The organism is Caulobacter sp. GW821-FHT12A07 (assembly GCF_058807655.1).
Map to the genome: position 1 here is coordinate 248,551 of NZ_JBXAQX010000007.1, position 21,333 is coordinate 269,883.

The window sequence follows — 21,333 nt, forward strand, 5'->3', positions numbered from 1 at the left end:
CTCCTTGTGGTCAGCGGTCGCCTTCCGGCGGCCAAGTCCCTCGACCTTGATGACCACGATGAGCTCCGCCGTCTGAACCCTCGCTGAACGGTCATGTCAGGATGCGTCTTGGCGTCGCGCGCCCGCATGGCCATGTTGGCGCGCAAGAACAGAGGTTCTCGGGAGACGCGCATGACCAGCCCCATCGAGCTGCACTATTGGCCCACGCCGAACGGCTGGAAGATCTCGATCGCCCTGGAGGAGATGGGGCTGCCCTACGAGATGGTCCCGGTGAACATCGGCACGGGCGAGCAGTTCAAGCCGCAGTTCCTGGCCATCAGCCCCAACAACCGCATGCCGGCCATCGTCGATCCGCAGGGACCCGACGGCCAGCCGCTCTCGATCTTCGAGTCCGGCGCGATCCTGCAGTACCTGGGTCGCAAGACCGGCCAGTTCTATGGCGAGAGCGAGCGCGACCGGGTCGGCATCGACCAGTGGGTGATGTGGCAGATGGGCGGCCTTGGCCCGATGGCCGGCCAGACTCACCATTTCCGCCAATACGCCCCCGCCATCATCGCCGACCAGAGGCAGCTGGCCTATGGCGCGATCCGCTACACCAACGAGACCCACCGCCTGTACGGCGTGCTCAACAAGCAGCTGGCGGGGAAGGATTTCGTCTGCGGCCAATTGTCCATCGCCGACTTCGCGATCTGGCCGTGGGTCGTGCCGTGGAAAAATCAGGGCATCCAGATCGAGGAATTTCCGGATTTGAAGGCCTGGTTCGACCGGGTCGGCGAGCGCGACGCCGTCCAGCGCGGCTTCAAGCTGGGGGCGGAGCTTCGCGCCGGAGGCCTGCAAGCGTCTGGAAAAGCTGCGGAACAGGCCCGCAGTGTTCTGTTTGGCCAGCGGGCTCGTTAACCAACCATATACCGGAGTTTATCAGGCGTAACTTCAATGAACGAGGCGTGTATTCGCGCCTCGATTCATGATCTCTGCGCGCTTAACTATATGTTCAGCGAGCGAGGTTTTCTCTGTGTTCATGGCCGAGCTGAACCACTGGGGTGAGCTCGGGAGGACTGGGGAATTGAAGTCATGATGATGAGCATCGAACCGCCCGCCGCCGTGATGGGCCTGCCGCTGCCGAGCGCCGAGTCGACCGGCGACGAACTGTTCCGCATGGGCATGCTGTATTCGACCGGCCAGGGCGGCGCCCCGCTGGACTACGTCTCGGCGCACATGCTGTTCAACCTGGCCGCCATGCGCGGTTCGGTCGAGGCCAAGGTCTATCGCAAGGAACTGTCGCAAGAGATGGCCAGCGAAGAAGTCGCCGAAGCCCAACGCCAGGCGCGCGAATGGCTGGCTCACGGCTGAACCACGGTTCAGCCGTTCTACCTTCTCGGGCCGGACGCCTCTGGATCCGGCCGTGATTTTCTAGACTAGTTGCTTAAGCCGTTGATCGCGTAGCTGAAGCTGATCGGCAGCAGGTCGCGCAGATACTGCTGCATGAAGAGACCCGCCTCGGACGCACCGCTCCGGGGCACATAGACGATGTCGAAGCGGCGAAGAGGCACCAGGTCCACGCCGCGCGGATCGGTCAGACCCTGCAACAGGTTGGCGGTGCGCATCATGGCCCGGCCATCGGGGCCCCGCCGGATGATGATCACCTGGCTGCGCTTGGACGAGCTCTTGAAGCCGCCGGCCTGGATGACGGCCCGCAGGGCGTCGCCGTCGCCGGTCATGTCGTAGACGCCGGGATTGCCCACCTCGCCGCCGACGAACACCTTGAGCGGCGCGGTGCTCTTGACCGAAACCTGCACCTGCGGACGCAGCAGCTGACGGCCATATGCCTGGGTCAGTGAGGCTTCCAGTTCCTCGATCGTGCGGTCGGCGGCCATGACCGGTCCGACCAGCGGCAAAGCGACGCGGCCGTCCGGCTGAATCACGGCCGACTTATTAAGTTCCGTGGCCGAAGGTACGCTCACCTCGATCTCGTCGCCCGGATAGAACCGGTAGGCGGGCTCGGCCTCGCTCCAGTCGGCGTAACCGATATTGGGAAACTGGCCGGTGGGCCGCGCGGCGGGCGTGATCGGCTCGCCGTCGATGTGGCCGCAAGCCGATAGGCCGCCGCTCGCGAGCGTCAGGGCCAAGGCGGTGGAGAGAGCGATGCGCCGATCCATGCGACGGTTCTTACCAAACATAGGTAACCAAACCTTAAGCCCGGAAGCCCCAGGGTTCGATTGAAGATTGGACCCATTGGATTCGCATGTCGACGAGCGCCTGGACCAGCGTGCCGCACGACCCGCCGTCGCGACGCGACTGGGCGGCCCGGGCCCGCTATGCGCCGACGGACTTCATCACGCTGCTGTGGCGTGAGCGCTGGCTGATGCTCGGCGTGTTCCTGGTGATCCTGTTCCTGGGGGCGGCCTTCGCTTTCACCCTGAAGAAGACCTACACCGCCAGCTCCAGCCTGTTCGTGCGCCTGGGCCAGGAATATGTCTACGAGCCGCGCGCCGGCGACGCCGCCCGCGGCGCGGTGCCCGACGTCGACCAGGTGATCCAGTCGGAAAGCGAGATCCTGGGCAGCGGCGAGTTGCGCGAGCGGGTGATCCGCAAGCTGGGCTTCGCCACCGTGTTCCCGGACGCCGCCGGCAAGTTCGCCGCGGCCAATCCCGAGCAGAAGCGCAAGATGATCGCCCAGGGGCGCGACAGCGTCGGCCGCAGCCTGAAGATCGAGACCGCGCCCGACAACTCGATCATCCGGCTGGCCTACCAGCACCAGGATCCCGAGACAGCCGAGAAGGTGCTCAACACCCTGCTGGAAGAGTACCTGATCTATCGCCGCAGCCTGCTGATCAACGACGACGACAAGGTGCTGTCGCGCCAGCGCGACAGCTTCCAGCAGCGCCTGGCCGAGACCGACACCGCCTACCAGGCTTTCCTGCAAAGCAACGACATCGGCGACTTCACCGCCCAGAAGACGGCCCTGACCCAGCTTCAGGCCCAGGTCGAGGGCCAGAAGTATTCGATCGAGGCCCAACTCCAGGACCGCGAGGGCCGTCTGGCCTCGGTGCAGTCGGAACTGTCGCGCACGCCTTCGGAAGCCGTGCTCTATCGCGACCAGGACATGTCGGCCTCGACCAAGCTGGCCCAGCTGAAGCTCGATCGCGAGAACCTGCTGTCGCGCTACCTGCCGACGGCCCAGCCGGTGCGCGACATCGAAGCCCAGATCGCCCAGCTGGAGCAGGGCGTGGCCAGCGGCCGCACCAATGGCGAGGGCGCGCGCCGCAGCGGCCCCAACCCGATCTGGCAGACCCTGGCCTCGACCCGCAACGACCTGGCCGCCGAGGTCGCGGCCCTGAAGCAGTCGCAGGGCGCCTACGCCCTGCAAGCCCAGGAAGTGAACCAGCGCCTGCTGCGCTTGGCGCAGCTGGAGCCCGAGTTCAACCAGCTGACCCGCGACCGCGACGTGCTGTCGTCCAACGTCCGCGACTTCACGGTCAAGGAACAGCAGGATGAGGCCCAGCGGCAGATGTCGGCCGAGAGCAGCGACAACATCCGCATCGTTCAGCGCGCGGTGGCGCCGTCGGAGGGCAAGAGCCTGAAGAAGCCGGTGCTGGTGCTGGCCATCCTGTTCGCCGCCTTCACCGCCGCCTGCGCGGGCCTGGTGCGGATGCTGCTGCGGCCGGGTCTTCAGACCCCGGCCTCGGCCTCGCGCACCCTGGGCCTGCCGGTGCTGGCCACGGCCGGCGTCAAGCGAGCGGCCTAGACGTTCGATCCCATGGGGCATGGGCGATTTGGTCGCCTTTCGCGCGAACATGGTTAGGCATTAGTTTCTACGGTCTTCAACGCGCGGCGATTCGGACGAATGGTGGATTTGAACGTCGAGATGGCTGAACTGTGGGGGTCGCTCGGCGCCCCCGCGGCCGGCCGTGCGCACGTCGTCCAGTTCGTCTCGGCCCGGCGGGGGGAGGGGACCTCGACGGCGGCCCGCGAGTTCGCCCGCTTCGCCGCCAAGCGCGCCGGCCGCCGCACCTGGCTGATCGACCTGGATCTCACCACCTCGCCGCAATACCAGGCCATCGCCGCCGATCCGGAGCGCTACGGCCCGCTGGGCTCGGGCGCGGCCGCCAGCCCCGACGGCTCGATGTTCTTCACCGTCCAGCCGCCGGCGCCGAAGCCGGACGGCGGGGTGTGGCCCGACGCCAAGTACGTGGCCGCCCACAGCGTCGGCGGGCCGCGCTTCTGGGTGACCCGCTTCAAGCGCGAAGCCCTGCGCGGCCGCCAGAAGGCCCACATCCTGCCCGGCGTCGAATATTGGGCGTCCCTGCGTCGCCATGCCGAGATCATCGTCGTCGACTGCCCGTCGGCGGACCGCTCGCAGGCGGCCCTGACCATCGCCCAGCACATGGACCAGACCGTGCTGGTGGTCAGCGCCCAGGAGGCCGACGTGCGGCCGCCGGGCCTGCTGCGCGACGCCCTGGCCTCGGCGGGCGGCCGCTGCGCCGGGGTGTTCTTCAACCAGGCCTCGGTGACGCCGCCGAGCTTCCTGCGGGCCATCCTGCCGTGACTTGGTCCTACGGCGGGCCGGTCAGCGTCGCGCCGCCGAGGCTCCTCTTTCCCCAGATCGCGATCTTCGTCGGCTCGGTGCTGCTGCTCCTGCTGTTCAGCGGCGGCTGGGAGCTGCCGCTGGTGGGCGAGAACGCCGACGAGGCCGGCTCGGCCATCCTGCGCGTGGCCTATCTGCCGGCCTATGCCGCGGGCTTCGCCCTGATCGCCCTCGACCCGCGCAACAGTCTCCGCGTCTCCGTGCGCCAGCCGTTCCTGTTCGCCCTGATCGGCATCGTCTGCCTGTCGGTGCTGTGGTCGATCGCGCCCGACGTCACCACGCGCCGGGCCTTCGCCGCGACCTGCACCACCCTGTGCGGCGTCGCCCTGGCCGGACGCTTCCGCTGGCGGGAACTGGCCGAGGTGATGGCCGCGACCTTCGCGGTGCTGATCGTCGCATCATACGTGGTCTGCATCGCTGTGCCGCGCATCGGGGTGATGACCGAGCTCTTCCCCGGCGCCTGGCGCGGCCTGTGGCGCGAGAAGAACGGCCTGGGCGGCATGATGGCCTTCGGCTTCTGCATCCTGTCGGCGGCGGCTTTGCTGAACCCGCCGCGGGCCAAGCTGTGGTGGGGTTTCGCGGGCTTGGCGGTGGGCCTGGTGCTGATGTCGACCTCCAAGACCTCGCTGGTGTCGCTGATGCTGGGCGTGGCGGCTTTGGGCTTCGTGCTGATCGCCCGGCGTGGCCCGGCGGCGGGGGCGGCGGCGACCTGGACGGCGGTGACCGGCGTCGTGCTGCTGGCGGCCTTCCTGCTGCTGGCCTCGGACGTGTTCTTCGCCATCCTGGGCAAGGACGCCACCCTGACCGGCCGCACCAAGATCTGGAGCGCCGCCATGGTCGAGATCCAGGACCGGCCCTGGCTGGGCTATGGCTATCACGCCGTTTGGGGCGACAAGAGCGGCTGGGGGCCGTTCGCCTGGATCAGCAAGAACGCCGGCTTCCAGGCCCAGCACGCCCACAATTCCTGGCTGGAGCAGTGGCTGGGCATGGGCCTGTTCGGCCTGGCCGCCTGGGGGCTGTTCTACATCCAGACCATGGCCCTGGCCCTGCTGGCCGTGTTCCGCGACCGGGGCGCCTTGCTCGCCTTCCCGTTCCTGGTCGTCTACAGCCTCGTGGCCCTGACCGAGAGCATCGCGGTGGCCTACAACGACTTCCGCTGGGTGCTGTTCGTGGCCCTGGCGGCCAAGCTGGCGTTCCCGGATCGGGAGCTGGAGCGGTAGGGGACGTTTCTCGCGGCCCCTCTCTCATGGAGAGAGGGAGGGGCCCGCGCCGTAGGCGTGGGAGGGTGAGTGGGTAGGCGAAGCCCCTGGACGATCTTGGCGCTGTTGCGGGCGATGTGCCGGCACGCCGGCTGAAGGTGTAACCACTCACCCTCCCATCGCTCCGCGATGGGCCCCCTCCCTCTCTCTAAGAGAGAGGGGATCGGTTGGCGGCGATGGCCCTAGATCCGCGACCACATCGCAGGCCGTTGCGGCGCGGCGCCAAACCGGTCCAGCGTCGCCGAGCGCAGGGCGACAATCCCGCCTTCCAGCGCCCGCCAGGCCTTCATCCGTCCACTGACGACTACGCGCTCGTCCCAGGCCGCGGGGCCGGCGGCGACCACGTCGAGGCCGATCTGGCGGTAGACGCCGCGCGCCGCCGCGATGGCCCAGGCCGAGCGGACGGGCAGGTCGCGCAGGCCCCAGCGGGCCGAGGCGTAGTAGGGCTCGGCGGCCTCGACCAGCCGACGGGCGAAGGCGGCGACGTCGTCCCGACGGGCCTGGTCGGTCAGTTGTTCAGGCGTTAGCGAAAGCTCGGCCAGCCAGGCGCGGGGCACGTAGACGCGGTCGTTGCGGGCGTCCTCGACGATGTCGCGGGCGATGTTGGTCAGCTGGAAGCCCAGGCCCAGGTCCTGGGCCCGGCGCAGCGTCGGCAGGTCGTCGGCCGGCACGCCCATGACGATGGCCATCATCGCGCCGACGACGCCGGCCACGCCCCAGCAATAGGCCAGCAGGTCTTCCAGCGTCTCGTAGGCGCGACCTTCGACGTCCATGGAAAAGCCGTCGATCAGATCCAGCGCGTAGCGCTCGGGGATGCCGCGCCCCAGGGCCACGGCCTGGAAGGCGGCGAACACCGGATCGGTCGGGGTTTCGCCGGCCAGGGCGGCGCGGGTCTGGGCGTAGAGGGCTTCGAGCCGGGCCGGGGCGTCGGCGACCGGGCTCATGCCGTGGCCCAGGGTCTGGCCGTCGATAACGTCGTCGCAGTGCCGGCACCAGGCGTAGAGCATCTCGGCGTCGGCGCGCGTCTCGGCGTCGAACAAAGCCGCGGCGGCTGCGAAGCTCTTGGACCCCTTCTGGATCGCCTCGCGGCTTTGCGCCTCGATGTCCTGAGCTTCGAGCGCGCTCATTCGGCGGCCGGAGCCAGGGTGGCGAAGTCGTCGATCATCAGCCCGGCCGTGGCCTTGGCGCTGCCGACCACGCCCGGAATGCCCGCGCCCGGATGGGTGCCGGCGCCGACGAAATAGAGGTTGGGGATCACGTCGTCGCGGTTGTGGGTGCGGAAGAAGGCGCTCTGGGTCAGGATCGGCTCCAGCGAGAAGGCCGCGCCCTTCCAGGCGTTGAGGTCCTTCACGAAATCGTCCGGGGTGATGAAGCGGCTGGTGACCAGATCCGCCGAAAGCCCCGGAATGTAGTGCTTTTCCAGATAGGCCAGGATGCGGTCGCGGTACTTCGGCCCCTCGACCGACCAGTCGATGTCGGCGGTCTGCAGGTTGGGCACAGGCGAGAGGGCGTAGAAGGTCGAGCAACCTTCCGGGGCCATGGCCGGGTCGCTGGCGGTCGGGTGGTGCAGGTAGAGCGAGAAGTCCTCGGCCAGGGCGTTCTTGCCGTAGATCTCGCCGATCAGTTCCCGATAGCGGTTGCCGAAGCAGATGGTGTGGTGGCGGATCTCGGGGTGCTGGGTCTTGAGGCCGAAATAGACCACGAACAGCGACGGGCTCCAGCGCTTGGCTTCCAGCGCCTTGCCGACCTTCTTGCCGCGCGGGTCCTCGCGCAGCAGGTGGCGGTAGGTGTGCATGACGTCGGCGTTGGAGGCGACCGTGTCGAAGGCCTCGAAGCCTTCCTTGGTGATCACGCCGGTGACGCGGCCCTCGCGCACGGCGATGCGTTCGACCGGGCGCGACAGGTGCAGCTTGCCGCCCAGGTCCTGGAACAGCTGGGCCAGGCCCCGCACCAGGGCGTGGGTGCCGCCGCGCGGGAACCAGACCCCGCCGCGCCGCTCGAGCGCGTGGATCAGGGCGTAGATCGACGAGGTGGCGAAGGGGCTGCCGCCGACCAGCAGGCTGTGGAACGACAGCGCCTGGCGGACGTGCTCGTCCTTCACGAAGCCGGCGACCTTGTCATAGACGCTGCGCCAGGCCTGCAGCTTCATCAGCGACGGGGCGGCGGCGATCATGCTGCCGAAGTCGAGGAACGGCACGGCGCCCAGCTCGACATAGCCCTTCTGGTACAGCTCTTCGGAATAGTCGTGGAAGCGGCGGTAGCCTTCGACGTCGGCCGGGTTGCGGGCGGCGATCTGGCGATCGAGGCCTTCCTGGTCGTTGACGTAGTCGAAGACGTCGCCGTCTTCCCACAGCAGGCGGTAGAACGGATCGACCGGCAGCAGTTCGACATAGTCCTCGATGCGCTTGCCGGAGAGCTCGAACAGCTCCTTGAGGCAATCGGGGTCGGTGACGACCGTGGGGCCGGCGTCGAAGGTGAAGCCGTCCTGCTCCCAGACATAGGCCCGGCCGCCCGGCTTCTCGCGACCCTCGAACAGGGTGACGTCGAAGCCCTGTGACTGGAGCCGCACCGCCAGGGAGAGGCCGCCGAAGCCGGCGCCGATCACGGCCGCCTTCGGACGGGGCGGGAGCGAGGCGTGGGCGTTCATGCGTCTTGTCCTCCGAACACGGAACTTTCGCGGATGCACTTCATGGCGGCCGGGATCGGCACCGGCGGCTTGCCGATCAGAATCCGCGCCTGATCGCGCCAAGTCAGTCTCGCGGCATAGAAGCGCTGAATCAGCGGCGCCGATAGCCGGTAGAAGCGCTCCAGCACCCGATAGCGCTCTTCCGGCGCGCAGGCGCGGAACAGCATGCGGTTCAAAAGGCGCAGGAACCGGCGCTTGCGCCACACGGCCTTGGACTGGCTTTCGACGCAGGCGCGCACCGTGGCGCTGGTGATGCGGGGCAGGGCGGCGATCCTGTCGGCCAGGCGCGCGGCGTCGGGCAGGGAATAGCCGGTGGTCGGCTGGAACAGGGCGGCGCGCAGGCCGACCTCGGCCACCTGCGGCCGGGCTTCCGCCCAATAGGCGTCGATGTCGCCGCCCAGGGCGATGGGCAGCACGCCGTGCTCTTCGCGCTCGACCGCCTCGATGCTCCAGCCCTGGCCCTTGGCGTAGTCGGCGATGGCCTCGGAGAGGGCGATGCGGTCCAGCGCCGGTCCGTCGCTGTAGCGGGTGTCCTCGACCAGCAGGCGGCGGGCGTCGAGCGGCAGGACGTAGACGAAGCGGTAGCCGTCGGTCTGCGGCACCGTGGCGTCCATGATGATCGGGGCGGTCAGGCCGTGGGGCGCGGTAAGGCGCAGGTCCTGGCCGACGAACTTCTGCCAGCCCAGGGCCAGGCGCTTGCTGCGCCGCGCGCCACGGCCGTCGATCACCGCGCCGGCGACGATGCGGCGGCCGTCGGCCAGCGTGACTTGATGTGGATTGACGTCGACGACCGAGATGTTGGTCCAGGCGTCGGGGCCGAGGGCGCGCGTGACCACTTCGTGCAGGCGACGCGAGGTGATGGCCAGATAGGGCGTGGGCAGGCGGCGGCTATGGGCGGGAAAGCGCACCTCGTAGCCGCTCCAGCGATGGGCGATCAGCGGCCGCAGCCAGCCGCCAATGGCGGCGTCGACGTCGGTCTCGAAGTGGCACCAGGTGTGCTGGCCGCCGATGGTCGCGCCGCGCTCCAGCAACAGCACGCGCAGGCCCGGCCGCAGCGCCTTGAGGCGCAGGGCGATCAGGCTGTTGGCCAGTCCGCCGCCCACCAGGACGACGTCGGCGCGCAACGCGGCGGACGGAGATTCCATCCCCTCGGCTCTAGCACGAAAGAATGACGTCCACGCCAGAGCGTTCGCATGAACTTGGCGCGGGTTCACCGGTTGCACCTGGGCGGGCGAGGGGATAGGGGAGCGCGCACAGGAGCGCCCCCACATGACCCAAGCCGCCATCATCGACGGGAAGGCCTTCGCCGCCCGCCTGCGCGAGACCATCGCCGCCGAGGTCGCCGGCCTGAAGGCCGAGCATGGCCTGACCCCCGGCCTGGCCGTGGTGCTGGTGGGCGAGGATCCGGCCAGCCAGGTCTATGTGCGCAGCAAGGGCGAGCAGACCCTGGAAGCGGGCATGCATTCGGAAACCCACCGCCTGCCGGCCGAGACCTCGCAGGCCGAGCTGCTGGCCCTGGTCGAGCGCTTGAACTCGGATCCGGCCGTGCACGGCGTCTTGGTGCAGTTCCCGGTGCCCGACCACATCAGCCAGGCCGCCGTGGTCGCCGCCATCTCGCCCGACAAGGACGTCGACGGCCTGACCGTGGCCAACGCCGGGCGCCTGGCCAGCGGCCTGCCGGCCCTGACGCCCTGCACCCCGACCGGCTGCATGATGCTGCTGCGCGACCAGCTGGGCGACCTGTCGGGCAAGCGCGCCGTGGTCGTCGGCCGTTCGAACCTGATGGGCAAGCCGATGGCCCAGCTGCTGCTGGCGGCCGACTGCACCGTCACCATCGCCCACTCGCGCACCAAGGACCTGCCGGCCGTCGTCCGCGAGGCCGACATCGTCGTGGCCGCCGTCGGCCGTCCGCAGATGGTCAAGGCCGATTGGGTGAAGCCTGGCGCCGTGGTCATCGACGTCGGCATCAACCGCATCCCCAAGGATGACGGCAAGACCCGTCTGGTGGGCGACGTGGCTTTCGACGAGGTCAAGGAAGTGGCCTCGGCGATTACGCCGGTGCCGGGCGGCGTCGGTCCGATGACCATCGCCTGCCTGTTGGCCAATACGGTGCTGGCGGCCAAGCGGCTGAACGGGATCGGGGAATAGAGATTAGACCCTCTCCCTGTGGGAGAGGTGTCGGCGAAGCCGACGGAGAGGGAAGGGGCTGAGGACTGTCAGCTTCGCGGAAGCTGAAAACGGCCCCCCTCCGGCGCTTCGCGCCACCTCCCCCAGAGGGGGAGGATCTTCCTCAGTCGGCCCGCCGATAGACGATCAGCGACGACTTGCTGAGCTTCACGGTCGTCACCGGCCGGTAGTGGCTCGCCAGCTCCGCATCGACGATGCGGACGACGGCGAAGTTGAAGTCCTTGGCGCGGGGCGTGCGGTCGACGATGACGCCGGGGCGGGTCGCCAGGATGCGGCGCACCTCGGTCTCCTGGTCCATGCCGACGGCGCCGTGCTCGCGCAGCAGGTTCAGGTGGCCGGCGAACGGCCAGCGCGAGGGCAGCGGCGCGCCGGTCAGGTGATAGAGGATGCTGTCGCCGTTCCAGACCCACAGGCCTTGCGACAGGCCCGGCCGGATGGCGGCCAGCAGTTCGCTCATCTCTTGCGCGTCGCCGCGCTTGGCCTTGCCCTTCACGAAGGCGACGCCGTCGGCCGTGACGCCCAGGGCGATGACGGCCGAGGCGATCACGATGCCCAGCCGGCGCTGACGGGGCGCGAACAGCGGGGCCATGGCCAGGGCCAGCGGCGCCAGCAGCGGCAGGGCGTAGTGGTCGAAATAGGTGCCGAAGATCAGGTAACCGCCCAGCGCCGCCGCCAGCCAGCCGATCGCGAAGCCGAACGCCGTCCGGCCGCCGGGACGCGCGCGCCAGCCGCCGATCCAGGCGGCCAGGCCGACCGCCAGGAGCGGCGGGGCCAGCAGGCGGGCGGCCTTCAGCAGGCGAGGGGCCAGTTCGGCGTCGCTGGCCTCGGCCCGGGCCCCGATCGACAGGAAGTTGGCGTAGACGAAGGCCTGGGCCTCGCCGCGCCAGGCGTAGAAGGCCAGGGCCAGCAGGGTGGGCACCAGGGCCAGGCCGATCCAGAGCGCGGCGTCGGCCGCCAGACGCGTCCAGGACCGCGAGGCTCGCCACGAGACGCCCAGCAGCAGCACGCCAAAGGCGAAGCCCTCGAACACCACGGTGTATTTCAGCTGCAGGCCAAGGCCGATCAGCAGCATGGCCAGGCAGCCGAGGCGGCGGATCCTGCGCGGGTCGGCGTTCAGCGCTCGATAGGCCGCCAGGGCCGCGCCGGCGACGAGCAGGTTGTAGAACACCGGCGCCTGGCCGCCCCAGCCGCCGGCCAGCGGCAGCATCAGGAGGTAGACCACGCCCGCCGCGGTCGCCGCGACGATCCCGGCCGCGGGAGCGGCGAGACGGGCGATCAGCAGGGCGGTTCCCGCCGCGAACAGGGTCGCGACCACCTGGTACTGTACGATCCCGTCGCCGCCGAGCAGGCGGATGGCGGCGAAGAGCGTAAACAGTCCGACCGGCTTGCGGTCCCAGATGTCCACATAGGGCAGGGCCCCGTGCAGCATGCGGTCGCCGACCAGCAGGTAGAAGTTCTCGTCGACATGGAGCAGCGGGTTGCCGAACTGCCAGGCGCGGATCGCGAAGGCGGCGGCGAGCAGCAGGCCGCCGGCCAGGATCCAGGCGCGGCGGTCGGGAGCGGGCGAGAAGGTCAGGCGCGGCTCTCCCCGGCCAGGGGGGGGGCGGTCTGGGTTTCGGCCTCCGGGGTTTCGGGAATGTCGCGCCAGGTGACCCGGCGCGAGGCGTGATAGTTCCACAGCGCGCCCAGCACCGCGCCGCCGGCCCCGGCCAGCGCCCAGGACGCGCCGATGGCGTTGAGGCCGGCGCCGGCCAGGTCGTTGATCAGCGCGCCGCCGAGGCACGCGGCGTAGAAGCTGAGCAGGCCGCGCCACAGGGCCGCGCCCCGCAGGCGCTTGTCGCGGAAGGTCAGGACGTTGTTGAGCCCGAAGTTCCAGGTCATGGCCGCCAGTATGGCCAGGGTCTGGCCGCTCCAGAAGGCCATGTCGGCGGCCTGGGTAGCGCCCAGCACGCCCAGGTGGACGACGAGGCCGCTGGCCCCGACCGCCAGGAACTGGAAGAGCCGCGCCGAGAGCACGCCGTTGGTGCGCTTCTCGGCCAGCAGGCCGATCAGGTCGAAGGCCACCCGCAGGTCGAGCTTGGACTCGCCGCCGGCGCGCGGCAGCAGGGCGGTGGGGATCTGGGCGACGGCGGGACGGCGCGTGCCCGAGGCGACCACGTCGACCAGGATCTTGAAGCCGACGCCCGACAGGCGCGGGCGGACGGCCTCGTACCAGTCGCGGCTCATCAGGAAGCAGCCGCTCATCGGGTCGGCCAGGCGCAGGCCCAGCAGCAGGCCTGCCAGGTTGACGCCGCCCCGGCTGATGGCGTGGCGCACGCCCGACAGGCCCGAGCCCGCGCCGTCGAGATAGCGGCTGGCCACGACGAGGTCGGGCTGCTGCGCGCTCATCCTGCGCAGCATGGCGCCGATCAGGCGCGGATCGTGTTGGCCGTCGCCGTCCATCACCGCCAGGGTCTGGCCGCGAGCGGCGTCCCAGCCGGCGATGGCGGCCGAGGCCAGGCCGCCGACGCCTTCGCGCTTGAGCAGGCGGATGGCGGGACGGCGCATGGCCACGTCCAGCACGGCCCGGGCGGTGAGGTCGTCGGCGGAGTCGTCGACGACGATGATCTCATGGAAGACGTCGGCGAGGTCGGCGCTCAGCGCCTCGAGCACGCCGCCGATGGCCTCGTGTTCGTCGAGGGTGCAGATGACCACCGAGACCTGCGGCCGGTTCCAGTCGGCGGCCGCGGGCGAGGCGGCGCGACGCGCGGGACGGATGGTGGTGGTGTGCTGACCCATGGGAACGGCGCTCCGTTGGAAGGAGCGTCAGGTTCCCGGAGAACTCTGCCGGCAGTTTGTTGTGTTGGTATCGGGCGTCAGTCGAGCTTGTTGCAGCCTTGACGCAAATGAGGATTCTGGCCGGCGTTATCCGGCCAGATATTCCGCCACGCGGCCTTCCAACTCGACCGCCAGGGCGCGGCCGACCGGGTGCTCGTCGGTCTTGATCTCGTCGCGCACGCAGGCCTTGATCGCGTCGATGTGAGCATCGACCAGGAACATCGGCGCCTGCAAGCGGGTGGCCGGATCGTCGATCAGCTTGCACAGCGAGGCCGCCAGGCGCGTGATCAGCGGGAATTCGTAGGTGGCGCCCAGGCCCTTCAGGTCATGGGCTCGGAGATAGAGGGTCTCGACCGTCTGGGCGGTGAGGCCGTCGGCCCGGACGCCCTGACGGGCGGCTTCGAGCTTGGTGATCTCGTCGTTCAGCCATTGGGCGAAGTTGCCCGACAGGCTCTTCAAGGCCGCTTCGGCCTTGGCGATGGCGGCCATGTCGATACCGCCACGCCCGCCCACCTTGAGCTTGAGCATGTTCGGCACCTGGATAACCTCAGCGGGCTTATTCATCGGGTCGCCTCCCCGTCGGCGTTACTTCGGGAACGGTCACATGCCAGGCGTTAAGAATGAGTGAGATCGCGATTTCACCCACACGAAAGCTTACGCAGAGAACTGTTCGGTCAGCACACGCTCCTCGAGACTGCGGCCCGCGTCGAACAGCATCGACAGGGTCGAACCTCGGTCTTCGGAAATGTGCACCTCGACGACGTCGCGGACTTCATAGTTGTCGGCCACGGCGCTGACGGGCCTCTTATCGCATTCCAGGACCTCGAACGTCACCCTCGCGTTCTGCGGCAAAAGCGCGCCCCGCCACCGCCTGGGTCGAAAAGCGCTGATCGGGGTGAGGGCCAGCACCTGGGCGCCGATCGGGATGATCGGTCCGTGGGCCGACAGATTGTAGGCGGTGGAGCCGGCCGGGGTGGCCACCAGGGCCCCGTCGCAGACCAGTTCGCCCATCCGCACCTTGCCGTCGATCGAGATGCGCAGCTTGGCGGTCTGGCGCGTCTGGCGCAGCAGAGAGACCTCGTTGATGGCGAGCGCCCGGTGCTGGCGGCGGCGAGAATCGATGGCGACCATGGCCAGCGGATGGATGACGGCGCGCTCGGCGGCGTTGATCCGCTCCAGGAGGCCGTCCTCGCTGTACTCGTTCATCAGGAAGCCGACCGAGCCGCGGTTCATGCCGTAGATCGGCTTCTGGCTGAGGATGGTCTCGTGCAGCATCTCCAGCATGAAGCCGTCGCCGCCCAGCGCCACGACGATCTGGGCGTCCTCGCCGGCGTCGCCATAGCGGGCGGTCAGGCGCTCGCGGGCCTCGATGGCTTCGGGGCGGTCGCTGGCCTGGAAGGTCAGGCGAGTCGAGTAAGGCTGGGCTTGGAACATGCCGGCCCAAGTGGCGGGATCGCCCGGCGCTTGTCAAACAACAGGCGGGGAAGCCTTCGTCAGGCGACGTTGGCGGGCTGCGCCAGGCGCCGGCGGATGGTGTTCATCGTCCCTCTGCCGGGGTGGGCGAGCGACAGATAGCCCAGGCTGAATTCGTAGTAGACAGCGATGGTCTCCCCATCGACGGTCAGGGAGCCTTCGACGAAGTCCTCGTCGGGAACCCAGGCGGGCAGGCACAGCGCGCCGCCGAGCCGACGCGCGATTTCGTCCAGCCAGGGACGAAACGGCGTAGTGAAGTCGCAGGCTTCGCCCCAGAAATGAAGCGTCCAGCCGTACCGGTCGTCGTGTCCGAGCGAAGCGGGGCTGGGGAGGCGCACCGAGGTCAGGCGGCGCTGACGGCCTGGCGGAAGGCCATGGCGGCGATGTCCGGGCGGAACGGGCCGAAGGCGCCGCTGGCCTTGCGGGCGGCTTCCGCGCCGCCGCCGGGACGGCCGCCGTTCAGCTGGCGCACGTGCTCCAGGATGGTCGGGAAGACGCTGCGATCGATGCCGACGGCCGAGCAGGCCAGGGCCAGCAGTTCGGGACGGTTGCTGTCGATGGCGCGGCGCACCTGGCGCACGTCGAAGCGGCCAAGGCGCGCCATGGCGAAGACGAAGAGGGGCAGGCGGCCTTCGCGCAGCACGCGCAGCAGGTAGCCGGGGCGCAGCTGGCCGGCGGAGTCGAGCTTCTCGACCAGGGCCGCTTCCATCTCCTCGCGGTCGGCCTCGTCCTCGACGGACAGGGCGCCGACGGCGGTGGGCTGCAGGCCAAGATGCGCGGCGTGGGTGGCCTCGTCGACGGCGGCGCGCAGCTTGACCGGGTCGAGCTCGAAACGCTCGGCCAGGGAGTCGCGCAGGGCGCGGCCGACCCACAGATAGAGCTGCTCGGCCAGCAGAGGCGACAGGCCTGGATGGCGGACCAGGGGCGAGCGCAGGGCCACCACGTCCTTGGCGTGGCCGACCAGGCGGCCCATGGCGTCCTGGCTGAGCTGGGCGGTGGTGTTGCCGGCCAGGGCGGTCAGCACGGCAGGCTCGGCCTGCGAGAGGATGGCCTCGACCACCGGCGCGCGCAGGCCCGGACGGCGGGCGACCTCGATCTGGTGCTCCAGCGTGGCCTGGACCAGCAGGCGGATCAGGTCGTGGTCCTGCAGCACGGGGCTGCGGGCGATGATCGGGCGGGCGATCTCGATCTCGTCGAGGGCCAGGATGTTGACCAGGGCCGACGGGGCCCAGGCCGCGTCAGCCAGGCGTTCGGCCAGGCGCTGGCGGATGTCGCGCTCGGCCTCGACCACCAGGGTCATGAAGATCGAATCGAGCAGGATCTGGATTTCGGGCGCGGCGGGCTTGCCCTGGGCCTCGCCGGTCTCGCAGAGATCGATCACCCCGGAGAGCAGCCGTTCGCGATCTTCCGGCTCGCGGCTGCGGGCCAGGGCTAGAAGTTCGGCGGTCTGTACGGCTTGGCTCACGACCCTCCTCGGGCGCCAAACGAGACTATGGGCACCTTGGTGTTTCCAGATGAAAACATGCTTAAACAGGTCAAGCCACGGAACCGAGAGAATAGCGGCGCTCTGTCGCAGGTGAAGCGGGCGTCTTGAAAGAGGAAACGCGTATGGGGCGAGCACTGATCCTGGCGCTGGACCAGGGCACCACGAGCACGCGGGCGATCCTGTTCGACAGCGAAGGGGCCGCCGTGGCCGAGGCCGGGCGTCCGCTGCGCCAGAGCTACCCCAAGGACGGCTGGGTCGAGCACGACGCCGACGAGATCGCCGCCGCCTGCGTCGCCGTGATCCGCGAGGCGGTCGAGAAGTCCGGCGCCGACCTCGACGCGGTCGTGGCGCTGGGAATCACCAATCAGCGCGAGACGGTGGTGGTCTGGGACAAGACCACCGGCCGGCCGATCCATCCGGCCATTGTCTGGCAGGATCGCCGCACGGCCGAGGCCTGCGAGAAGCTGCGCAAGGACGGCAAGGAGGCCGAGGTCACGGCGGTCACCGGCCTGCTGCTCGACCCCTATTTCTCGGCCACCAAGATCGCCTGGCTGCTCGACAACGTGCCCGGGGCGCGGGCCAAGGCCGAGGCAGGGCAACTGCTGGCCGGGACGATGGATACGTGGGTCATCTGGAAGCTGACGGGCGGCGTTCGGCACGTCACCGACGCCACCAACGCTTCGCGCACCCTGCTGTTCGACATCCAGGCCCAGGACTGGTCGCAGCCGATGCTCGACCTGTTCGGCGTGCCGCGCTCGCTGCTGCCGCAGGTGTTGGACTGCGCCGCCGACTTCGGCGAGGTCGGGGCCCAGGTGCTGGGCCGGCCGCTGCCGATCCGCGGCGTGGCCGGCGATCAGCAGGCGGCGCTGATGGGGCAGGGCTGCATCCGGCCGGGCGAGATGAAGGCCACCTACGGCACCGGTTGCTTCATGCTGATCAACACCGGGACGACGCGGCCGGTCTCGGCCTCTCGGCTGCTGACGACGGTGGCGGCGCGGGTGAACGGCCAGGCGACCTATGCGCTGGAAGGCTCGATCTTCGTGGCCGGCGCGGCGATCCAATGGCTGGGCGAGGGGCTGGGGATCACCGGCGGTCCGCGCTCGGCCGAGGCCCTGGCCCGCTCGGCCAAGGCCGACCATGGGGTCGTCGTCGTGCCGGCCTTCACCGGCCTCGGCGCGCCCTGGTGGGACGCCAAGGCGCGGGGCGCGATCTTCGGCCTGACCCGCGACGCCGGCCTGCCCGAGATCGCTTCGGCGACCTACGACGCCTGCGCCCTGCAGAGCCGCGACCTGATCGAGGCCATGCGCGCCGACGCCCCCGACGCCTTTCTCGGCGAGGCCCAGTTGCGCATCGACGGCGGCATGTCCAAGAGCGCCTGGTTCAGCCAACGCCTGGCCGACCTGACCGGCCTGCCGGTGGCGCGGGCCAGCTACCAGGAGACCACGGCCTTGGGCGCGGCCCTGTTCGCCGGGCTGGGGGCGGGGGTCTACGATTCGGTGGAGACGGCCGCCAAGGCGCGCCCGGCGGCCGAGGATCTGAAGCCCGCCATGGCCGTCCATGCCCGCGAGGCGGCCTATGCCCGCTGGCTGGACTGCGTGCCGCGCGTGCGTTCCTGAGGGAGCGCCGCAAATCTCAAGACGTGTCGACAAGCGTCTCGCCAACCTGGGCGGGCATTGCTATGACATCGCTGTCAAAAGCAATAACCGCATAAGGGAGGCCTCACGCATGACCGCGACGCGCCGCACCGTCACGCTGGCTCTCGGAGCCGGCGCCGCACTCGCCGCCGGAGGCCTTTCCATGTCCGCTCAAGCCGCCCCGACCGTGGGCGCCATCCGCCGCCTGTCGCCCGCCCTCGACGCCGTGGTCGCGCCCGATGCGAAGATCGAGATCCTGGCCGACGGCTTCGTCTGGTCAGAGGGGCCGGTCTGGGTGAAGGACGGCCAGTACCTCGTCTTCTCCGACGTGCCGGCCAACATCATGTACCGCTGGAGCCGGAAGGACGGCAAAAGCGTCTTCCTGTCGCCGTCCGGCTATGACGGCCCGCCGACCAAGATCTTCCGCGAGCCGGGTTCGAACGGCATGGCGCTGGACGCCAAGGGCGACCTCCTCGTCTGCAATCACGGCTATCGGGCGATCACCAAGCTCGACTTGAAGACCAAGGCCAAGTCGGTCGTCGTCGACCGCTATCAGGGCAAGCGCTTCAACAGTCCCAACGACCTGGCCGTGGCCAAGTCCGGCGCGATCTACTTCACCGATCCGCCCTACGGCCTGGAAGGCCTCGACGCCTCGCCGGCCAAGGAACTCTCCTTCAATGGTGTCTACCTGCTGCGCGCCGAGGGTTCGCTGGCGGTGGTCGACGACAAGCTGACCTTCCCGAACGGCGTGGCGCTCAGCCCCGACGAGAAGCGCCTGTATGTGGCGGTCTCCGATCCGGAAGGGCCGGTGATCATGGTCTACGACCTGGGCGCCGACGGCCTGCCGACCTCGCGCAAGGTGTTCTTTGACGCCGCCGCCCTGCACAAGGCCGGCGGTCCGGGCCTGCCCGACGGCATGTGCCTGGACACCGAGGGCCGCCTCTACGCCACGGGCCCGGGCGGGGTGCTGGTGATCACGCCGGCGGGCGAGCTGATCGGCGTCATCGAGACCGGCGGCCCGATCGCCAACTGCGCCTTCGGCGAGGACGGGCGGACCCTGTTCCTGACCGCCGACAAGACCCTGGCGCGGGTGCGGCTGAAGACGACCGGCCTGGTCTGGTAGCGAAGAAGGGAAGGGCGAGGTGATGAACAAGCGCACGTTCCTGCAGGCCGGCCTCGCCGTCGGCGCCATGGCCGCCTCCGCGCCGGCCGCCGCCCTGGCCCAGGCTAAAGCCGAGGGCCGAAAGCTGGGCTATGCGGTGCTGGGCCTGGGCTACTACGCCACCCAGATCATCATGCCGCGCTTTTCCGAGTGCGAGCATTCCAAGCTGGTCGCCCTGGTCAGCGGCTCGCCGGACAAGCTGGCCAAGTACGGCGCACAGTACGGGATCCCGGAAAGCGGCCGCTATTCCTATGAGACCTTCGATCGCATCGCCGACAATCCGGCGGTCGACATCGTCTATGTGATCACCCCCAACAGCCTGCACCGGCCGTTCACCGAGCGGGCGGCCAAGGCTGGCAAGCACGTGATGTGCGAAAAGCCTATGGCGACCTCGGCCGCCGACTGCGAGGCGATGATCGCCGCCTGCAAGGCCGCCGGCCGCAAGCTGATGATCGGCTATCGCAGCCGCTTCGAGCCGCACAATCTGGACGCCATCGCCCTGTCGCGTGGCGGGGCGCTGGGCCCCGTGCGGACCATCGTCGCCGACCACGGCTGGACGGCAAGTGACCCGACCATGTGGCGGGTCAAGAAGGCACTGTCGGGCGGCGGCAGTCTGATGGACATCGGCATCTACAGCCTCAACGCCGCCCGCTACCTGACCGGTGAGGAGCCGATCGCGGTCAACGCCATGGAATCGACCGACCGCTCCAACGCGGTGTTCGCCGAGGTGGAGGACACCATCAACTTCCAGCTGCTGTTCCCGTCCGGGGCCACGGCCAACTGCGTCTCGACCTACAGCGCCAACTGCAACCGCTATCGGGTGTCGGGTCCCAAGGGCTGGGTCGAGATCGATCCGGCGACCAGCTACGAGGGCCAGACCATGCGGGCCAATCTCGACGGCCAGGCCAGGCCCCGCACGCCGCCGGCGACTAAGAAGAGCCAGTTCGCCGGCCAGCTGGACCACCTGTCGGAATGCATCCTCACCGGCCGCGATCCGATCGTGCCGGGCGAGGAGGGGCTGAAAGACCTGCGGATCATCGAAGCCATCTACCAGGCGGCCCGCGAAGGCCGGACGGTGAAGCTGTGATGCGCCGCCTGATCCTCGCCGCGACCATTGCGCTCGCCCTGCCGAGCCTGGCCTGCGCTCAGCAGCGCGTGGCCTTGTGGCCCAACGGCGCGCCGGGCTTCGAGGCCCGCAAGGCCATCCCCGAACAGGCGGCCGAATATTGGGCCAAGTCGATCAACGACCCGTCGGTGACGGCCTATCTGCCGCCGGCCGACAAGGCCACCGGCGCGGCGGTGATCGTCCTGCCGGGCGGCGGCCACAAGATGCTGGTCATCCATCCGGAAGGGACCGACGTCGCCAAGGTACTGAACCCGATGGGCGTGGCGGTGTTCGTGCTGAAGTATCGCCTCAGCCAGGAGGAAGGCTCGCCCTACACGATCGACCACGCCCGCCAGGACGCGGTGCGGGCCGTGCGGCTGGTGCGCTCGCGCGCCGCCGAGTTCGGGGTGGACCCGAAGAAGATCGGCCTGATGGGCTTTTCGGGCGGCGGCGAGGTCGTGGACCTAGCCGTCTACGGTTCGACCGCCAAGGACCAGAAGGTCGATGCGGTCGACGCCGTCAGCGGCCGGCCCGACTTCCAGGTGCTGATCTATCCGGGTCCCGCCGGCATTCCCGACAAGATCCCGGCCGATGCGCCGCCCGCCTTCATCCTGGCGGCCGACGACGACGAGTGCTGCTCGGCCCCGCCGGTGGAGCTGCTGGCCAAGTTCCGGGCCGCCAAGGTTCCGGTCGAGTTCCACCTGTTCCAGAGCGGCGGTCACGCCTTCAACATGGGCTTCCGCACCGACAAGGCCGCGATCAAGGCCTGGCCCGAGCGGCTGCGCGACTGGCTGAGCGACAACGGCTGGACGACGCGACCTTAAGTTCCGGTCAATCCAAGGGTGTGAAGGTCGCCGCCGCTAGGGGAGGGCGTCTTGGGGACGGCTCGCTCCAGGTGCGGCGCGGATCGTACGCGCGGCGATTTCAGTGTCTGGAGTG

Annotated in this window: 20 protein-coding genes; 10 read left to right on the forward strand and 10 right to left on the reverse strand. The window is 69.3% G+C overall.

What is annotated here, in order from left to right; translation table 11 throughout:
- The first annotated feature begins 171 nt into the window (after positions 1-171).
- Complete coding sequence (locus AC1RRS_RS16445; RefSeq protein ID WP_492856050.1) at positions 172-897, forward strand: glutathione S-transferase N-terminal domain-containing protein; 726 nt, start codon at positions 172-174, stop codon at positions 895-897.
- Between the two features lie 174 nt (positions 898-1,071).
- A complete protein-coding gene (locus tag AC1RRS_RS16450; RefSeq protein ID WP_487288231.1) occupies positions 1,072-1,350 on the forward strand; it encodes a sel1 repeat family protein in 279 nt (92 codons plus the stop codon).
- Positions 1,351-1,415: 65 nt separating this feature from the next.
- Here AC1RRS_RS16450 and AC1RRS_RS16455 read toward each other — a convergent pair whose 3' ends face one another.
- Complete coding sequence (locus AC1RRS_RS16455; protein WP_110121984.1) at positions 1,416-2,156, reverse strand: polysaccharide biosynthesis/export family protein; 741 nt, start codon at positions 2,154-2,156, stop codon at positions 1,416-1,418.
- A gap of 86 nt (positions 2,157-2,242) precedes the next feature.
- Here AC1RRS_RS16455 and AC1RRS_RS16460 point away from each other — a divergent pair, with 86 nt between their 5' ends.
- The 3 genes from AC1RRS_RS16460 (at position 2,243) to AC1RRS_RS16470 (ending at position 5,805) form a co-directional block, all read left to right on the forward strand.
- Positions 2,243-3,745, forward strand: coding sequence for a GumC family protein (locus AC1RRS_RS16460; RefSeq protein WP_492856051.1), 1,503 nt, complete (start codon positions 2,243-2,245; stop codon positions 3,743-3,745).
- A gap of 99 nt (positions 3,746-3,844) precedes the next feature.
- Positions 3,845-4,546, forward strand: coding sequence for a P-loop NTPase family protein (locus AC1RRS_RS16465; protein ID WP_487288228.1), 702 nt, complete (start codon positions 3,845-3,847; stop codon positions 4,544-4,546).
- On the forward strand, positions 4,543-5,805 hold the full coding sequence (locus AC1RRS_RS16470; protein WP_492856052.1) for an O-antigen ligase family protein: 1,263 nt from the start codon (positions 4,543-4,545) through the stop codon (positions 5,803-5,805). Before AC1RRS_RS16465 ends, AC1RRS_RS16470 begins: the two co-directional genes overlap by 4 nt.
- Positions 5,806-6,026: 221 nt before the next feature.
- Here the strand turns inward: AC1RRS_RS16470 and AC1RRS_RS16475 are convergent, their stop codons facing one another.
- Genes AC1RRS_RS16475 through crtY form a run of 3 tightly spaced genes read right to left on the reverse strand, consistent with a single transcriptional unit; the run spans position 6,027 to position 9,675 of the window.
- On the reverse strand, positions 6,027-6,971 hold the full coding sequence (locus AC1RRS_RS16475) for a phytoene/squalene synthase family protein (RefSeq protein ID WP_492856053.1): 945 nt from the start codon (positions 6,969-6,971) through the stop codon (positions 6,027-6,029).
- Positions 6,968-8,491 (reverse strand): phytoene desaturase, encoded by a 1,524-nt coding sequence (locus tag AC1RRS_RS16480; RefSeq protein WP_492856054.1) that lies wholly within the window; start codon positions 8,489-8,491, stop codon positions 6,968-6,970. The genes AC1RRS_RS16475 and AC1RRS_RS16480 overlap by 4 nt, the downstream gene beginning before the upstream one ends.
- Positions 8,488-9,675 (reverse strand): lycopene beta-cyclase CrtY, encoded by a 1,188-nt coding sequence (gene crtY, locus AC1RRS_RS16485; RefSeq protein WP_492856055.1) that lies wholly within the window; start codon positions 9,673-9,675, stop codon positions 8,488-8,490. Before crtY ends, AC1RRS_RS16480 begins: the two co-directional genes overlap by 4 nt.
- A 124-nt stretch (positions 9,676-9,799) precedes the next feature.
- On the opposite strand from crtY, the gene folD reads away from it, so the two are divergent.
- Complete coding sequence (gene folD / locus AC1RRS_RS16490; RefSeq protein ID WP_492856056.1) at positions 9,800-10,678, forward strand: bifunctional methylenetetrahydrofolate dehydrogenase/methenyltetrahydrofolate cyclohydrolase FolD; 879 nt, start codon at positions 9,800-9,802, stop codon at positions 10,676-10,678.
- Positions 10,679-10,820: 142 nt separating this feature from the next.
- Here the strand turns inward: folD and AC1RRS_RS16495 are convergent, their stop codons facing one another.
- The 6 genes from AC1RRS_RS16495 to AC1RRS_RS16520 form a co-directional block, all read right to left on the reverse strand.
- A complete protein-coding gene (locus tag AC1RRS_RS16495) occupies positions 10,821-12,395 on the reverse strand; it encodes a glycosyltransferase family protein (protein ID WP_492856057.1) in 1,575 nt (524 codons plus the stop codon).
- Positions 12,290-13,495: a glycosyltransferase gene (locus tag AC1RRS_RS16500; protein ID WP_492856058.1), complete on the reverse strand. Its 1,206-nt coding sequence runs from the start codon at positions 13,493-13,495 to the stop codon at positions 12,290-12,292. Before AC1RRS_RS16500 ends, AC1RRS_RS16495 begins: the two co-directional genes overlap by 106 nt.
- A gap of 126 nt (positions 13,496-13,621) precedes the next feature.
- On the reverse strand, positions 13,622-14,098 hold the full coding sequence (locus AC1RRS_RS16505; RefSeq protein WP_110121973.1) for an Hpt domain-containing protein: 477 nt from the start codon (positions 14,096-14,098) through the stop codon (positions 13,622-13,624).
- Positions 14,099-14,188: 90 nt separating this feature from the next.
- Positions 14,189-14,968 carry an NAD kinase gene (locus tag AC1RRS_RS16510; RefSeq protein ID WP_487288221.1) on the reverse strand — a complete coding sequence of 260 codons (780 nt, stop codon included), beginning with the start codon at positions 14,966-14,968 and terminating at the stop codon, positions 14,189-14,191.
- Positions 14,969-15,027: 59 nt separating this feature from the next.
- Complete coding sequence (locus AC1RRS_RS16515) at positions 15,028-15,345, reverse strand: hypothetical protein (protein ID WP_492856059.1); 318 nt, start codon at positions 15,343-15,345, stop codon at positions 15,028-15,030.
- Positions 15,346-15,350: 5 nt separating this feature from the next.
- Positions 15,351-16,472 carry a DUF2336 domain-containing protein gene (locus AC1RRS_RS16520; RefSeq protein WP_110121971.1) on the reverse strand — a complete coding sequence of 374 codons (1,122 nt, stop codon included), beginning with the start codon at positions 16,470-16,472 and terminating at the stop codon, positions 15,351-15,353.
- Between the two features lie 143 nt (positions 16,473-16,615).
- On the opposite strand from AC1RRS_RS16520, the gene glpK reads away from it, so the two are divergent.
- From glpK to AC1RRS_RS16540, 4 genes are all read left to right on the forward strand, one after another.
- Entirely contained in the window at positions 16,616-18,109 is a 1,494-nt protein-coding gene (gene glpK, locus AC1RRS_RS16525; protein WP_492856060.1) for a glycerol kinase GlpK, read from the forward strand.
- Positions 18,110-18,290: 181 nt separating this feature from the next.
- On the forward strand, positions 18,291-19,250 hold the full coding sequence (locus AC1RRS_RS16530; protein WP_492856061.1) for an SMP-30/gluconolactonase/LRE family protein: 960 nt from the start codon (positions 18,291-18,293) through the stop codon (positions 19,248-19,250).
- 22 nt (positions 19,251-19,272) lie between these two features.
- A complete protein-coding gene (locus tag AC1RRS_RS16535) occupies positions 19,273-20,376 on the forward strand; it encodes a Gfo/Idh/MocA family protein (RefSeq protein WP_492856062.1) in 1,104 nt (367 codons plus the stop codon).
- Complete coding sequence (locus AC1RRS_RS16540; RefSeq protein WP_492856063.1) at positions 20,376-21,218, forward strand: alpha/beta hydrolase; 843 nt, start codon at positions 20,376-20,378, stop codon at positions 21,216-21,218. The genes AC1RRS_RS16535 and AC1RRS_RS16540 overlap by 1 nt, the downstream gene beginning before the upstream one ends.
- Positions 21,219-21,333 lie beyond the last annotated feature (115 nt).

Coding starts and splice junctions, on each gene's coding strand:
- AC1RRS_RS16480 (WP_492856054.1), bottom strand. CDS start 8,491: ATGAACGCCCACGCCTCGCTCCCGCCCCGTCCGAAGGCGGCCGTGATC.
- glpK (WP_492856060.1), top strand. CDS start 16,616: ATGGGGCGAGCACTGATCCTGGCGCTGGACCAGGGCACCACGAGCACG.
- AC1RRS_RS16445 (WP_492856050.1), top strand. CDS start 172: ATGACCAGCCCCATCGAGCTGCACTATTGGCCCACGCCGAACGGCTGG.
- AC1RRS_RS16475 (WP_492856053.1), bottom strand. CDS start 6,971: ATGAGCGCGCTCGAAGCTCAGGACATCGAGGCGCAAAGCCGCGAGGCG.
- AC1RRS_RS16540 (WP_492856063.1), top strand. CDS start 20,376: ATGCGCCGCCTGATCCTCGCCGCGACCATTGCGCTCGCCCTGCCGAGC.
- AC1RRS_RS16530 (WP_492856061.1), top strand. CDS start 18,291: ATGTCCGCTCAAGCCGCCCCGACCGTGGGCGCCATCCGCCGCCTGTCG.
- AC1RRS_RS16500 (WP_492856058.1), bottom strand. CDS start 13,495: ATGGGTCAGCACACCACCACCATCCGTCCCGCGCGTCGCGCCGCCTCG.
- AC1RRS_RS16535 (WP_492856062.1), top strand. CDS start 19,273: ATGAACAAGCGCACGTTCCTGCAGGCCGGCCTCGCCGTCGGCGCCATG.
- AC1RRS_RS16455 (WP_110121984.1), bottom strand. CDS start 2,156: ATGGATCGGCGCATCGCTCTCTCCACCGCCTTGGCCCTGACGCTCGCG.
- AC1RRS_RS16505 (WP_110121973.1), bottom strand. CDS start 14,098: ATGAATAAGCCCGCTGAGGTTATCCAGGTGCCGAACATGCTCAAGCTC.
- AC1RRS_RS16510 (WP_487288221.1), bottom strand. CDS start 14,968: ATGTTCCAAGCCCAGCCTTACTCGACTCGCCTGACCTTCCAGGCCAGC.
- AC1RRS_RS16450 (WP_487288231.1), top strand. CDS start 1,072: ATGATGATGAGCATCGAACCGCCCGCCGCCGTGATGGGCCTGCCGCTG.
- crtY (WP_492856055.1), bottom strand. CDS start 9,675: ATGGAATCTCCGTCCGCCGCGTTGCGCGCCGACGTCGTCCTGGTGGGC.
- AC1RRS_RS16465 (WP_487288228.1), top strand. CDS start 3,845: ATGGTGGATTTGAACGTCGAGATGGCTGAACTGTGGGGGTCGCTCGGC.
- folD (WP_492856056.1), top strand. CDS start 9,800: ATGACCCAAGCCGCCATCATCGACGGGAAGGCCTTCGCCGCCCGCCTG.
- AC1RRS_RS16460 (WP_492856051.1), top strand. CDS start 2,243: ATGTCGACGAGCGCCTGGACCAGCGTGCCGCACGACCCGCCGTCGCGA.